Genomic DNA, 14,134 nt, shown 5'->3' with positions numbered 1-14,134 from the left:
CTGGTTAGAAAGTGGCCTGAAGGTTGAAGTGCAGGCGCGATTCCTGTTTCGAGGTGTTCGGCCCTTCGAGTAGCGGGTAGCCCCAGTCGAGGCTGCCGGACAGCCATTTACTGAGGCTGGCGCGGGTGCCGAGGCCGACACTGGCCAAGGCGTAGTTGGCGTCCTGATCCGGCAGTTCGTCGCGCAGATAGAGTTGTGCGCCTTCGGCGAAGGCGTAGAAGCGCCAGTCCTGCATCCAGGTGCCGGCGAATTTCGCCAGCGACGGCGTGCGCAGTTCCTGACTGAGCAGGTAACCGTCATCGGCGGTGCGTTCGGCAGCCAGATAGCCGCGCACCGAAGTCGCGCCGCCGGCGGAGAATTGTTCGTTGGAAACCAGTGGGCCCGAGGCCAGTTGGAACGCCGCTTTGGTCGCGCTCTGCCAATCGCTGTCGAAGGTCCAGGTGTAATTGGTGTCGCCCTTGAGCACGGCGAAACTCGGTTTGGCGCGGTAGCGTTTGTAGTCGAAATCTTCGTCGGAACTGCCGTAGCCGAAAATGCTGCGCGTGGCCGCGACCAGACTCAAACCGAGGCCGAGCTGGCTTTTTTCGCTGTAGCGATAGCCGTTGTAGGCGAAGGTAAATGGCGCGTATTGCAGCGGCACTTTGTCGCTCTCGCCGGACAGGGTCAGGCGCTCGTCGAAGTCCTTGAAGTCGATACCGGCCGACAGCGAGTTCGACCAGTTGCCGCTCGACGGCAGCGTATAAATCGCCGAGACGCCGTAGCTATGGCCCTTGCCAAGCACGTTGCTGCCACCGATGGTCGCGACGTTGCTGTCGGACTGGTAACCAGAGAACTGCACACTCCAGCGCTCGGTCAGCGGCGCGGTGTAGGAACCCGACCAGACCTTGGCGTTGTCGGTTTCCTGCGGCGCGGTGAAGAACGTCAGGTTGACGCTGTGGCCGAGTTGCCAGAGGTTGTTGTAGCCGAGGCTGGTGACGGTGCGCAGCTTTTCGGTGTCGGCGCTGTAATCGTTGTTGAGGCCGACGCTGGCGGCCCACGGGTTCTGGTCCTCGACCTGCAGATCGACGTCCATGGTGCCGGGGCGCTGACCTTCGCGCACCAGCGGCATCACTTGGCGCCCCGGGGTCTTGTTGAGCTGCGCCAGTTCGCCCTGAACCTTGGCGAAGTCCGGCACCTCGCCTTCCTTCAGCGCCGGTACGTTGTCGCGAATGTCCAGTGGCGAATAGTGCCTGGCGCCGACCACGCGCACCCGGCCGACCTTGGTTTCGCTGACTTGCAGATAGACGATGCCGTCAGCCACGGCTTGCTCCGGCAGCTCGACAAACACCGACTGATAACCGCGCTCCTGATAAGCCTTCTGCAACGCGTCGCGCGCACCTTCGATATCGCTGAGGGCTTTTTGCGGGCCGAGAAACGGATACACCGCTTCCTCGATCGCCCGCGCATCGAGCACGGTATTGCCACGCACGAAGTATTCGTTGACGTCGACCAGACGCGGCGCGGCGGCGTTTGCTGCGCCCTCTTTGGCCAGCGCCGGCTGCACGCCCGCCGTCACCAGCAGCCAGCCGCACAGCGCCAGCCGTGACTTGAAAATCGGTTCCACACTACCCCCTGAATTCGCGATGACCTGTTGGCGCTACAGCGCCCGGTGTGTTGCCGCTGTTAGTTGCCGACGTGCGGGGCGCAGGCGTGTTTGCCCAGCCAGGTGTGCAACAGCGCGAAGTTCAAGGAGAACTCGGGCATTTGCAGCAAGGCACCGCAGAACACTTCGCCGATGATTTTCTGAATGAGCAGTACCGCACGCGGCTCGTTGAGCAGCGTGGCGATGTCGCGACTGAGGGCGCTGAAGCTCCAGACTTTCTGGTTCAGACCGAGGCCGACGAACCAGCGGAACAGCAGGTTGTAATTGAGCTGTTCGTAGAGCTGCTGTTCGCTGGGCACCGAATACAGCAGTTGCAAAAGCAGGATGTGCATCACCGTTTGCGCCGGAATCAGCATGCCCGGCTCGGCGTTGAGGTCGTGCAGGAGTTCGCGGTGGGCATCGAGCAAATCGTCGATCTGCGGGCGCAGCAAAACCAGCGAATGCCCCGGCGGAATGTAACTCGACACCTCTTTCAAAGCGCCCTGCCAGTCATCCTGCGAAACAATCCAGACCCACGGCGCGCCGTAGCGATACACCGACACCGGCTTCTTGCGCGCCGCCTCGACGATCTTCGACAAGCGTTGATCGAGCTCCTGCATGCCCACTTTCGAATAGCGTTCCATAGTCCCCATTGCCTCACTCCCGGCGTCCCGCCTCGGCTTGCAAAGTGCACCCCGAAGGGCCCCTCAAGCGCGTTACATAGGCATGACCGGACTGGCTATGTGCTACCGAACTTTTGTCATAAAAGCTTCATTACAGGAGATGGGCTGGCGGGGATTTCAGGCGTATGAAAACCAATGTGGGAGAAGCCAGAAAACGAAAGCCCCTCACCCTAGCCCTCCCGAAACGTCGGACCGCCCGTGGAGAGAAGGAACTGACCGCGGTGGATGCGAGATTTACGCCGACCTGAAATACCAAGTCGAACGCGACTTTTGGAAATCAAAAGCCCCTCACCCTAGCCCTCTCCCTGAGGGAGAGGGAACTGACCGGGGTGAATGCGAGCGCTACGCCGACATGCAATACCGAGTCGAACGCGACTTTTGGAAATCAAAAGCCCCTCACCCTAGCCCTCTCCCAGAGGGAGAGGGAACTGACCGTGGTGATTGCAAGGCGTACGCCGACATGCAATACCGAGTCGAACGCGACTTTTGGAAATCAAAAGCCCCTCACCCTAGCCCTCTCCCGGAGGGAGAGGGAACTGACCGGGGTGGATGCGAGTGCTACGCCGACCTGGGATACCGAGTCGTACGCGATTTTCAAAGCCAAAGCAGATCGGCTCCCTCTCCCTCGGGAGAGGGCTGGGGTGAGGGGCGAATCCACCGAAAATCTCAAGCCATGCGGCGCTTCTAACCACTCAACAATGAGCGTTAGCTCGAGTGCTCTTGATCTTGCGTCACCGGCGACATCGGAAGGCTGAGCGGAGGGATTGATCCGGGCGTGGGAGCGCAGCGACCGTCTGGCGCAGCCAGACACAGCGGAAGGAGGTGCAGCGAAGCAAACCGTAGCCGCTGCGCCCGGATCAGTCCCGGAGCGAAGGGACCCGAGCCTGCGAGGGCCGAACGCAGGAGCAAGCGTTTTGGGTTACCTTTTTGCTGGGCCGGCACTCCGGCGTTTGAAAAAGGTGACCCGCCGTAAGGGCGGAACCCTAAGCCGCCGTTACCGCAGCAATGGATATGTACCCATAACCAATCAAGAAGCGCCTGAGAGAAAAGCCATCGCCAGCAGGCTGGCTCCCACAGTTTTGATCGAGTACATCAGGCATAAACAGGCCAGCTATCGACAATCCTGCCACCCCGCACAGCCAGCAAATCGCCAAATTGCAACAGCACAGACTCCGTTTGAGCAGGACGCAAAAACACCTGATCCTCAACCCCAAGGCCCACAGCAGGCGACCCATTGACCATCTCCTGATTCGAACTACGCCCATACACCCCATTACTCTGCAACCCCATGGGCGATTCAAACTCCGCCATCCAGTTACCCCCATAAATGAAGAAAGTCTGCCGCTGATTGGGGTCCCACCACGAAAACAGCCTCGACTTGCCATCCAGCGCCGGAATATTCACCGCGCCGGTACTCTTCAACACCGGCGTAGCGATATACGCCGCCGGCACATGCCCGCTCAACGACGGCAAATCATAGTGAGTCGGCTTGAGCATCGCCGTCCCCACCGAGACCTCACTGCACAGCGTCTCGTGTTCATGCATGCGATAACTCGGACTGCCCGCCGTGTTCAGGCACAAACCCTCCCGCCACAAACCCGGAAACTGCTGCCGGGTAAAATCGACATAACGCTGATAAATCACCATGACCCTGGCGAACAACTCTTCAGGCGAACCGAGAATCCCCGGCACGCCCATGCCCACAAACGGGTCGTAGCCCATGAACCCGGCAAATTCCAGGTGCTGCGGGTGGGCACTGATCAGCGTCAGCATTCGCCCCAGCGCCTGCACATCACTGACCCCGCCACGATGCAGACCGACATCCAGCTCGATGTTCACGCGCATCCGCGTACGCAAACCCTGCGCCAAGGCCAGATATTGTTCTAACCGCTGCGGCCCATCGAGCAGCCATTGCAACTGCCGAACCGGATCGAACGCGCCTTTGTGCGCGCGGTAAAACAGCTCAGCCGAACGGACAGGCAGCGGCTTGCCGAGCAAGATATCGGACTCGGGAAAGGCCACTGCATCGTGATTGAGAAATGGCTGATGAAACGACATCAACCGCGGCGTCCCGGCGCGTTGCGCTATGTACTTCAACAGCCCCGGCGCCGGCAGCGACTTCTCCACCAGCCGCAACTGCTTGCCGCCACGCCTGACCGACTGCACCACCACATCGATGTTGTGATCGAGCCGATCGAGATCGATCAACAGTACCGGACGCATCGGCCCGTGCTCTTTCAGCGCCTTGTTCAGCGCCCGAAAATAATCACTGTACGGCCCGCCTCGGTCGCCCGGCCGCAACCACGCACCGACGCCCACCAACAAAGCGCCGACGCCCAAAGTGCCGAGGAGGAAATTACGTCGATTGACCGCCATCAGCTCACTCCCAGTATCGACGCCAGATGCGCATTGAGAAAACGCCCGTGCGGGTCCAGCGCCTGACGCACTTCGACAAACTCGCGCCAGCGCGGATACAGCGGTTGCAGGGTTCGCGCGTTGAGCGAGTGCAACTTGCCCCAGTGCGGGCGGCCGTTGTACTTCCAGAAGATCGGCTCGATCGCCGCGAAGAAGTTGTGATGATCCATCTGATAATGCTGATGAACCGAGATCGAGCAGCTGTCGCGGCCCTCGAACATGCTCAATGCAATGTCGTCAGCCTTGACGTAGCGGTACTCGATGGGAAACCAGGTGCGCAGGTCCTTGTCCTCGATCAGCTTGAGAATTTCGCGCAGGCAGGCCGGGCCGTGTTCGGCGGGCACCGAGTACTCCATTTCGTTGAAACGCACCGTGCGCACGTTGGCGTAGATATCGAACGAATCGCCGACACGATCCTCGAAACTCGCCAGATGGCGCAGGCTGTTGAGCAGCGTGCGGCGCAGGTCGGGGAAGTCGCTGGCGTACTTGTCGAGTTTCTCGATCAGGTTGACGAACTCATTGCCGCCCTCTTCTTCCGGGCTGATCGGTGGCGTGGGCGGGTCGTTGGTTTCGTTGAGGGCAATAGACAGGGCGTAGTCGGAATGGGTGACGACGAGCATTTCCCAGTGCTGGTTTTCGCGAGTGTTCTTGTCAAGGTCTTCGAGCAGTTCTTCGGTTCTGGCGATCCACTGATGTTCGCGCAGGCGATAGGCCGGGCGGTTTTGCAGGCGAATCCTCGTCGCCACACCGAGCGCGCCGAGCGAGACCCGCGCCGCGTTGAACACCTCAGGATGGCGCTGACGGTCGCAGTCCAGCACCTCGCCACGGGCCGTGACCAGTTGCATGGCGCAGACCTGTGCCGAACAGGACTGAAAGGTTTTCCCGGTGCCGTGAGTCGAGGTGGCGATGGCGCCAGCGAGGGTCTGGTAATCGATATCGGCCATGTTGGGCAACGCCTGGCCGATGTCTCTCAGCGGCACGCCCATGCGCGACATGGGCGTGCCGGCACCAAACTCGGCTTGCAGGGTTTTCCCGTCGTGGTCGAGCAAGCCGCTGAAATAACTCAGCGACAACAGCGTGCCGTCGGTGGGTACCAGCGCACTGAACGAATGCGCCGAGCCGACCGGGCGAATCCTGCCGGGTGCCTGCTGAATGGCGCTTGTCAGCTCATCAAGATTCTTCGGCGCCAGCCGCGCCGCCGGCAGGCAACTCTGCGCGCCTGACCAGTTGCGCCAGGGAATCAGGCGTGGCGCGCGCAGCAACTGGCCCAGCGCCGGGTGGCTCGCCAGTGCGCTGAACGCACCGACGATGCTCGCCCGTTGCAGCAGTTGCCGGCGCGTCAGATCCAGGGTCATGGCGGGCACCTTATTGCGGCAGCGGCTGATCGGCCATGAAGCCGATCAGTTGCAGGAATTGTTCTTCCGAGCACTCGACACACTGGCCCATCGGCGGCATGGCGTTGTAGCCATTGATGGTGTGGTCGAGCAGCGTGTCGGTGCCTTGGCGAATACGCGGCTCCCAGGCCTGACGATCACCGGTAAGCGGCGCATTGGCCGCCGGGTTGGCGTGGCAGAGCTGGCAACTGTTGGCGTAGATCTGCGCCAGCGCCGGGTCGGCGGGCGTGATGTTGCGGTGGGTGGGCTGCGGCTTGGGTTCTTCGCCGCAACCGTACAGCGCCGTGGCCATTGCCAGCCATAAACAGAGTCGGATCGCCCGCATGAAAAGCCTCGCGTTGGGGTGGCGCTTGTTGTTAGGTGTCCACCTTAAGCCAGCGGTGACAGAGGGCTGAGGGCATTGCCGGACAATGAAGGGGGCAAACGGGGCCAGCCGGGGTTCACAAGCAGGGCGAAACAGGTCTAGGCTTGGAACGACAATTCCAAGACCTCCCCACATCCCAATGTGGGAGCGAGCCTGCTCGCGAAAGCGGTGTGTCAGTCCCTGATGATCCGACTGAAAAATCGCTTTCGCGAGCAGGCTCGCTCCCACAGGTATCGGTTTTAACCTGCACATTGATTTCATCACGGGGTAGCGACATGACCACAGCAAACATCCTTGACAATCTGTTCCCTTCTGTCAGCGACATCCCGGAAAAATACCGTCTCGACGCTCAGGTCGAGCAGCGCGAATACCTCGTCGACGGTGAATTGCGCCGCTGGGACGGCCCGCTCGCGCAAGTGCGCAGCCCGGTCTATCTGCAAGGCGCCAACGGCGACGAACAAGTGATCCTTGGCAGCACGCCACTGCTCGACGCTGAAACCGCCCTCACCGCCCTCGACGCCGCCGTTCGCGCCTACGACCGTGGTCAGGGTCTGTGGCCAACCATGCGCGTGGCCGAGCGCATCCAGCATGTCGAAGCATTCCTGCGGCGCATGCGTGAGCAACGCGAAGCCGTGGTGAAACTGCTGATGTGGGAAATCGGCAAGAATCTCAAGGATTCGGAAAAGGAATTCGACCGAACCTGCGATTACATCGTCGACACCATCAATGCGCTCAAGGAACTCGACCGCCGCTCCAGCCGTTTCGAGCTGGAACAGGACACCCTCGGCCAGATCCGCCGCGTGCCGCTCGGCGTCGCGTTGTGCATGGGCCCTTATAACTATCCGTTGAACGAGACGTTCACCACGCTGATTCCGGCGCTGATCATGGGCAACACCGTGGTGTTCAAACCGGCCAAGCTCGGCGTGCTGTTGATCCGCCCGTTGCTCGAAGCCTTCCGCGACAGCTTCCCCACCGGCGTGATCAACGTGATCTACGGCAGCGGCCGCGAAACCGTGAGTGCGCTGATGGCCAGCGGCAAGATCGACATCTTTGCCTTCATCGGCACCAACAAAGCCGCCAGCGACCTGAAAAAACTGCATCCCAAGCCGCACCGCTTGCGTGCTGCGCTGGGTCTGGATGCGAAAAACCCGGGGATCGTCCTGCCGGAAGTCGATCTCGATAACGCCGTCAGCGAAGCGCTCACCGGCTCGCTATCGTTCAACGGCCAGCGCTGCACCGCGCTGAAAATTCTCTTCGTCCACGAAGACGTGGTCGACAGCTTCATCGAAAAATTCAACGCCAGACTCGCCACCCTGAAACCGGGCATGCCGTGGGACAGCGGCGTTGCGCTCACGCCGCTGCCGGAGTCGGGCAAGGTCGATTACCTGCACGGGCTGGTTGCCGATGCGCGCAGCAAGGGCGCCGAAGTGGTCAACCCGCATGGCGGTGAAGCCCGCGCGTCGTTCTTCTACCCGGCGGTGCTGTACCCGGTTAACCCGCAGATGCGCGTCTATCAGGAAGAGCAGTTCGGCCCGGTGGTGCCGATCGTGCCGTATCGTCACCTCGATACCGTGATCGACTATGTACTGGAATCGGACTTTGGCCAGCAGTTGAGCATCTTCGGCACCAACCCGGTGGCGGTCGGTCGGCTGGTCGATACGTTTGCCAACCAGGTCGGGCGGATCAACCTCAACGCCCAGTGCCAGCGCGGCCCGGACACCTACCCGTTCAACGGCCGCAAGAATTCCGCCGAAGGTACGCTGTCGGTGCACGATGCGTTGCGGGTGTTTTCGATCCGTACACTGGTGGCGACCAAGTTCCAGGAGAGCAACAAGGATCTGATCAGCGAAATCATTCGCGGGCGTGATTCGAGTTTCCTGACCACTGATTACATCTTCTGATCCACCTCATCGGCGCCTGAGCCAAAGTCGACAAGCGCCCGGCCCATCAGTGTCTACACTGATGCCAGCACTGTGCTGGATGCCGGGAACCGGATCATGCTCGATTACTTCGCGTTAGGCGTGTTGGTGTTCGTTGGGCTCGTGCTGTTCTACGGGATCATCGTCCTGCACGACATTCCCTATGAAATTGCCGTGCACCGCAATCACCCGCATCAGGATGCGATCCATGCCACGGGCTGGGTCAGTCTGTTCACGCTGCATGCGCTCTGGCCGTTTTTGTGGATCTGGGCGATGGCCTATCGCGAAGATCGCGGCTGGGGTTTTGGTGACGGCCAATCCGTGCAAAACCATGTGGTTCGCCTGGAACAACAGGTGATCGAACTGCAAAGTCGCCTTGAGCGACTCGAAGCAATGACCGCCACTGCCACGCCCGCCCCGCACAACCGGGAGGGCTGAGCCTCATGGACCTGTTACTGATCCTCACGTACGCCGCGTTCTGCGTCGCCCTGTTCAAGATTTTCCGTATCCCGCTGAACAAATGGACTGTGCCCACGGCCGTGCTCGGCGGCATCCTGCTGATCGGCGCATTGATCTTTACCATGAACTACAACCACCCCTACTCCGAGGTGGCGCGCACTTACTTCGTTTCGGTGCCGGTGATTCCAGTCGTCAGCGGCCAAGTGATCGACGTGCCAGTAAAGGGTAACGAACCGCTGGAAAAAGGCGATGTGCTGTTTCGCATCGACCCCACGCCGTTTGCAAACCGGGTGAAATCGCTGAAAGCGCAATTGGTCGCCGCCAAGGGAGATCGCTATCGCATCACCGAACTGATCCGACGCAGCTTCGGCACCCAGCGTGAACTGGACGCCGCCATTGCTCGCACCGATGACTTGCAGGCGCAACTGGATAACGCGCAATTCGAACTGGACAACACCATCGTCCGCGCGCCAAGCAAAGGCTTTGTCACCCATGTTTCGTTGCGGCCGGGGATGATGGCGAGCAAGTTGCCGTTGCGCCCCTCGATGGTGTTCATTCCCGAGGAAGGCCAATACTTTGCCGCGTGGATGCGCCAGAACAGCCTGCTGCGCCTGACCGTTGGCGACGAGGCGGAAGTGGCTTTCGACGGTATTCCCGGCAAAGTCTTCGCCGGGCGGGTGAAAAATGTCATCGGCGTGATTGCCGAGGGTCAGGTGCAACCGTCCGGCACGCTGATCGGCTACACCGGCTCACCGCCGGCCGGGCGGGTGCCGGTGATCATTGAAATCACCGATCCGGCCTTCGCCCGGTACAGCAAACTGATGCCCGGCGGCGCTTACGGGCAGGCCGCGTTGTACAGTCAGCACTTCCACCATATCGGTGCGATGCGCAAAATCCTCCTGCGTATGGCAGCATGGATGAATTACATTTTTCCGTTCCACTGATCTGAACCGAGATGACGAGAGGCTTGCACTGAGTACTTACAGCACCCATCGACTTCCGCCCTTGCTGCGGCGGGTCTTGCGCCCCTTGCTGGACCCGTATCGCCGTTACCGCCACGCCCGACTGATCCACGCAGTGCGCGTGGCCCTCGGGTTGCTGGCAACGATCCTGCTGACCACCGGCATCAACCTGCCCCACGGTGAATGGGCCTCAGTGACCATGCTGGTCGTAATCGGCGGCTTGCAGCACCATGGCAACATCGGCAAAAAAGCCGCGGAGCGCGCCACCGGCACGCTGATCGGCGCCGCGGTCGGGCTGGCGCTGGTGGCGCAGCACGCGTGGCTGGGGATGCCATGGCTGACCTATTTTGCGATGGCGGTGGTCTGCGGATTCTTCTCCTATCACGCCATCGGCAAGGGCGGTTACACCGCCCTGCTCTCGGCGATCACCGTGTTCATCGTCGCCGGGCATGGCGACAATCCGATCAGCGATGGCTTGTGGCGCGGTGTCGATATCCTCATCGGTATCGCCCTCGCTTTGGCATTTTCGTTCGCCCTGCCGCTGTACGCGGTGTATTCGTGGCGCTACAACCTCGCCGATGCCCTGCGCGACTGCGCCACGGTGTATGGACGGATCATCAGCGGACAACCGGTAGCCGCCGACGAGCATCTGCGTTTGATGAGTCGCCTCGGCGCGGTGATGGTGCAGTTGCGCTCGCTGATGCCGTCGGTGTCCAAGGAAGTGAAGATTTCCATGACCGAACTCGATGCGATCCAGCGCAACCTGCGCATGTGTATCAGTACGTTGGAAATCCTCGGCAATACCCGCCCGGATGCCAACGACCGAGAAGCCATGGCGCATTTGCAATCGGCGCTGAAGGCCGAGCATCGGCAGATTCGCGTGCAACTGATCGGCATGGCCCGCGCCTTGAAAAGCGGCGCGACGAGTCGCCTCGACAGGCCGCTGGAGTTGCCGGAGTCCAACCTCGATGCGCCGGTCTACAGCGCACTGGACGGTTACCGCTTGTTGACCCGGCAACTGGCGGCCAACATCGGCGAGATGCGCCAGCGCCTGGCGAAATCCGCCCCGCGCTGGAACATTTGAGCCTCACTGCGCGGCCAGTCGCCGCGCCTTGAAACCCCAGCCTTGTTGCATGCCGGCGGCGGCGAGCAGAATCGCGGCGACGCCGACCCATTGCAGGATTTCCAGGCGATGGCCAAAGGCAAACCAATCAACGAAGATCGCCGCGATCGGGTAGATGAACGACAGTGCACCGGTCAATGCCGTCGGCAACTTCTGAATCGCGTCGTACAGCAGCACATACATCAAACCAGTATGGACGATGCCCAACGTCACCAGACTGGCCCAGGCGCTGGGCGCTTGCGGCAACGCGCTGAAATGCGCGAACGGCGCCAGCAGCAGAACCCCGGTGCAGACCTGAATCAACGCAATCAGATGCGGCGGCGTGCCGGTCAGGCGCTTGATGATCAGTGCAGCAATCGCATACAGCAACGCCGCGCCCAAGGCCAACACGATGCCCAGCAGATAGTCACTGCCACTCTCGCCTTGGGTGCCGTGGGCACTGACGATCGCCAGCATGCCCATGAACGAAACCGCCAGCCAGAACAGCTTTTGCACGGTGATCTTTTCGCCGAGAAACAACGCCGCCAGTCCCACCAGCATGAACGGCTGCACGTTATAGACCGCAGTGCCGATGGCAATCGACGCGCGAGAATACGAAGCAAACAAAAGCACCCAGTTGCCGACGATCGCCACACCACTGAGCACGGCGAGCAAAAAGGTGCCGCGGGTCAGAATGCCCGGACGCAGAAAACCGAACGCTGCACAGATCAACAGCAAAGTGCCGGCGCCGAACACGCAACGCCAGAACACCACGTCGAGTACCGGTTGCCCGGACACCAATACAAACCAGCCGATGGTGCCGGATATCAGCATGGCGGCGGTCATTTCCAGCGAGCCGCGACGCAGGGTTATGTCCATGTTCATTCTCCCGAAGGGTTGGCGAAAGCATGGCAAAAGTATGCCAAGCACGCCGGGCGCGGCTCCAGCGCAAAAGACAGGCTAAACTGCGAATCTGCCTTTTTTATCGAGGGTCATTCATCGAAATGGCCTGATAGCGGAGTTGGCCCATGACCGATGACATTGATCAGATCCTTATCGCTGCCTTGATGGAAGACTCGCGCCGCTCGCTCAAGGCGTTGGCGCAGATCAGCGGATTGTCCTCGCCCAGCGTCGCCGAGCGCTTGCGCCGCCTCGAAGAACGCGGCGTACTCAAGGGCTACACCGTCGAGATCGACCCGAAGCACTTTGGCTATCAATTGCAGGCGATCGTCCGGGTGCGGCCATTGCCGGGGCAGTTGCAGGAGGTGGAGCGGCAGATTCTGTCGATCCCTGAATTCACCGAGTGCGACAAGGTGACCGGCGAAGACTGCTTTATCGCGCGCCTGCATGTGCGTTCGATGGAACAGCTCGACACCCTGCTCGACCGGCTCAATACCCTGGCGGAAACCAACACGGCGATTGTCAAGAAAACCCCTGTCAAGCGCCGATTGCCGCCGATGGCCTAGATGTTTTCTGCCATTATCTGGCGTAGATTGTGATTTTTCGCGGCTAAGGATTGGCGCTATGAAAATTCAGGCAACGCTGCTGGCAGCCATGCTGCTTGGCGGTTGCGGCACGATTCAGACGGTGGCACGTAACGATCAGGCTGCCGTTGACGGGCTGAAGGAACAAAAGAGTTACTGCGGCGCGGTGCCGAGAATCTACAGCGGCCTCGCCTATGACTTCTGCACGCTGAACGCTCCCCTGGCTTCAGGCATTGACCCTGATGAGCACCGCAACGCGGCCATTCCGGTGGTACTGGTGGACGCCGTCGTCTCCGGCGCGCTCGATACCCTGCTGCTGCCCTACACGATCTATCGCCAGCAAGTGGATGGCAGCATCGTCATCAACTGAGCCGGCACTTTCCCGCAGACAACAAAAAACCCGCCGAAGCGGGTTTTTTGTTATTACCTCATTGCTATCAGTCGTCGCGGCTCATGATGCCGAACAGTTGCAGCAGGCTGACGAACAGGTTGTAGATCGATACATACAGGCTGATGGTCGCCATGATGTAGTTGCGCTCGCCGCCGTGGATGATGGCGCTGGTCTGGAACAGGATGCACACCGACGAGAACAGCACGAAACCTGCGCTGATCGCCAGTTGCAGGCCGCTGATCTGGAAGAAGAAGCTCGCCAGCGTGGCGCCCAGCAACACGAAGAAACCGGCAGTGATGAAACCACCGAGGAAGCTCATGTCCTTGCGGGTGATCAGCACGTAGGCCGACAGACCACCGAACACCAGCGCGGTCATCGCGAACGCCGAGCTGACCACTTCAGCGCCGCCCTGCATGCCCAGGTAACGGTTGAGGATCGGGCCGAGCAGGAAACCCATGAAACCGGTCAACGCGAAGGCAGATACCAGGCCCCACGCGGAGTCACGGAGTTTGTTGGTGAGGAAGAACAGCCCGTAGAAGCCGATCAGCACCACGAAGATATTCGGGTAGCCGACTCGCATCTGCTGCGCGACAAAAGCCATCACGCCGCTGAATGCGAGGGTGAGCGCCAGTAGGCCGTAAGTGTTGCGCAGGACGCGGCTAACCTCTAGCTGCTCAGCCTGCACGCTGTTATTAACTGCGTAATCCTGTTCGCGCATGGCGACACTCCTGTTGGTTTGAAACGTTCAGTCGCAAAGATCATAACAGACGCTCTGTAACAAGCCATGCAGAGAGTTTGACAGTGTGTTTCATTCAGGTATTATGGCGCCCGCAACGCAACGGAGGTGTGGCCGAGTGGTTTAAGGCAACGGTCTTGAAAACCGTCGACTGTAACAGGTCCATGAGTTCGAATCCCATCGCCTCCGCCATCTTATGTACGACAAGCCCTGATTATTCAGGGCTTTGTTGTTTCTGGCAGGCTCAAAAATTTTCTCCTTGAAAGATGCGTTCCATAACTTTTAGGGACGCGTTCCATAACTTTACCGATTTACCCCCTTCTCCGGCGTTCTGCCGAACTAAATTCGCATCCACCTAAAAATCTACTACTGTTTACCCGGCAATCCCTCCCTCGCGTAACAAGGAGATGGCGATGTCGAAATCAAGCGGCGGCAAAAGTGGTTCAACACCTGCAAGTAAATCGGGTGGCTCGAAAGCCCCACCGGTAGCAAATCTGCCAAGCAAAACAGGGAAGCCCTCGGGAGACGGCCGCGGTAACGCACCACCTAAAGGCAAGTAAATTTTTGCGATGGGGCTGGCTGTTCTCATAGTGCTCGGCCCGCC

Annotated in this window: 13 protein-coding genes and 1 tRNA gene; 7 read left to right on the top strand and 7 right to left on the bottom strand. The window is 60.3% G+C overall.

Going from position 1 to position 14,134, the window contains the following annotated elements; translation table 11 throughout:
• Nucleotides 1-4 precede the first annotated feature (4 nt).
• From BLU52_RS10805 to BLU52_RS10785, 5 genes are all read right to left on the bottom strand, one after another.
• Nucleotides 5-1,603, bottom strand: a complete 1,599-nt coding sequence (locus tag BLU52_RS10805; protein ID WP_090283171.1) for a ShlB/FhaC/HecB family hemolysin secretion/activation protein — start codon at nucleotides 1,601-1,603, stop codon at nucleotides 5-7.
• A gap of 59 nt (nucleotides 1,604-1,662) precedes the next feature.
• Nucleotides 1,663-2,274: a transposase gene (locus BLU52_RS10800; protein WP_090283170.1), complete on the bottom strand. Its 612-nt coding sequence runs from the start codon at nucleotides 2,272-2,274 to the stop codon at nucleotides 1,663-1,665.
• Between the two features lie 1,122 nt (nucleotides 2,275-3,396).
• A complete protein-coding gene (locus BLU52_RS10795) occupies nucleotides 3,397-4,605 on the bottom strand; it encodes a DSD1 family PLP-dependent enzyme (protein WP_167359929.1) in 1,209 nt (402 codons plus the stop codon).
• Nucleotides 4,606-4,679: 74 nt separating this feature from the next.
• Complete coding sequence (locus tag BLU52_RS10790) at nucleotides 4,680-6,008, bottom strand: D-arabinono-1,4-lactone oxidase (RefSeq protein WP_167359928.1); 1,329 nt, start codon at nucleotides 6,006-6,008, stop codon at nucleotides 4,680-4,682.
• A gap of 76 nt (nucleotides 6,009-6,084) precedes the next feature.
• Nucleotides 6,085-6,438: a c-type cytochrome gene (locus BLU52_RS10785; protein ID WP_090283167.1), complete on the bottom strand. Its 354-nt coding sequence runs from the start codon at nucleotides 6,436-6,438 to the stop codon at nucleotides 6,085-6,087.
• 314 nt (nucleotides 6,439-6,752) lie between these two features.
• Here BLU52_RS10785 and BLU52_RS10780 point away from each other — a divergent pair, with 314 nt between their 5' ends.
• The 4 genes from BLU52_RS10780 to BLU52_RS10765 all read left to right on the top strand — a co-directional run bounded on the left by BLU52_RS10780 (nucleotide 6,753) and on the right by BLU52_RS10765 (nucleotide 10,901).
• A complete protein-coding gene (locus tag BLU52_RS10780; RefSeq protein WP_090283166.1) occupies nucleotides 6,753-8,378 on the top strand; it encodes an NADP-dependent glyceraldehyde-3-phosphate dehydrogenase in 1,626 nt (541 codons plus the stop codon).
• A gap of 96 nt (nucleotides 8,379-8,474) precedes the next feature.
• On the top strand, nucleotides 8,475-8,834 hold the full coding sequence (locus BLU52_RS10775; protein ID WP_090283165.1) for a DUF3302 domain-containing protein: 360 nt from the start codon (nucleotides 8,475-8,477) through the stop codon (nucleotides 8,832-8,834).
• A gap of 5 nt (nucleotides 8,835-8,839) precedes the next feature.
• The gene (locus BLU52_RS10770) at nucleotides 8,840-9,799 is read left to right on the top strand and encodes an HlyD family secretion protein (protein WP_090283164.1); all 960 of its coding nucleotides are present in this window, start codon (nucleotides 8,840-8,842) and stop codon (nucleotides 9,797-9,799) included.
• A gap of 61 nt (nucleotides 9,800-9,860) precedes the next feature.
• Nucleotides 9,861-10,901, top strand: coding sequence for an FUSC family protein (locus tag BLU52_RS10765; protein WP_197677962.1), 1,041 nt, complete (start codon nucleotides 9,861-9,863; stop codon nucleotides 10,899-10,901).
• A gap of 3 nt (nucleotides 10,902-10,904) precedes the next feature.
• Here BLU52_RS10765 and BLU52_RS10760 read toward each other — a convergent pair whose 3' ends face one another.
• Nucleotides 10,905-11,798: a DMT family transporter gene (locus tag BLU52_RS10760; protein WP_090283163.1), complete on the bottom strand. Its 894-nt coding sequence runs from the start codon at nucleotides 11,796-11,798 to the stop codon at nucleotides 10,905-10,907.
• A 149-nt stretch (nucleotides 11,799-11,947) separates the two neighbouring features.
• Here BLU52_RS10760 and BLU52_RS10755 point away from each other — a divergent pair, with 149 nt between their 5' ends.
• Both BLU52_RS10755 and BLU52_RS10750 read left to right on the top strand, forming a co-directional pair.
• Complete coding sequence (locus tag BLU52_RS10755; RefSeq protein WP_090283162.1) at nucleotides 11,948-12,385, top strand: Lrp/AsnC family transcriptional regulator; 438 nt, start codon at nucleotides 11,948-11,950, stop codon at nucleotides 12,383-12,385.
• 58 nt (nucleotides 12,386-12,443) lie between these two features.
• Nucleotides 12,444-12,773, top strand: a complete 330-nt coding sequence (locus tag BLU52_RS10750) for a YceK/YidQ family lipoprotein (RefSeq protein ID WP_090283161.1) — start codon at nucleotides 12,444-12,446, stop codon at nucleotides 12,771-12,773.
• Between the two features lie 67 nt (nucleotides 12,774-12,840).
• Here BLU52_RS10750 and BLU52_RS10745 read toward each other — a convergent pair whose 3' ends face one another.
• Entirely contained in the window at nucleotides 12,841-13,512 is a 672-nt protein-coding gene (locus BLU52_RS10745; RefSeq protein ID WP_008006561.1) for a Bax inhibitor-1/YccA family protein, read from the bottom strand.
• Nucleotides 13,513-13,634: 122 nt separating this feature from the next.
• Between BLU52_RS10745 and BLU52_RS10740 the strand changes: the two genes are divergently transcribed.
• Nucleotides 13,635-13,722 (top strand) — tRNA-Ser (locus tag BLU52_RS10740).
• Nucleotides 13,723-14,134 lie beyond the last annotated feature (412 nt).

It is taken from the genome of Pseudomonas granadensis, from assembly GCF_900105485.1.
GTDB lineage: Bacteria > Pseudomonadota > Gammaproteobacteria > Pseudomonadales > Pseudomonadaceae > Aquipseudomonas > Aquipseudomonas granadensis.
The sequence above is the reverse complement of the archived record's forward strand: the minus strand, read 5'-3'. Positions and strand labels throughout refer to the sequence as shown.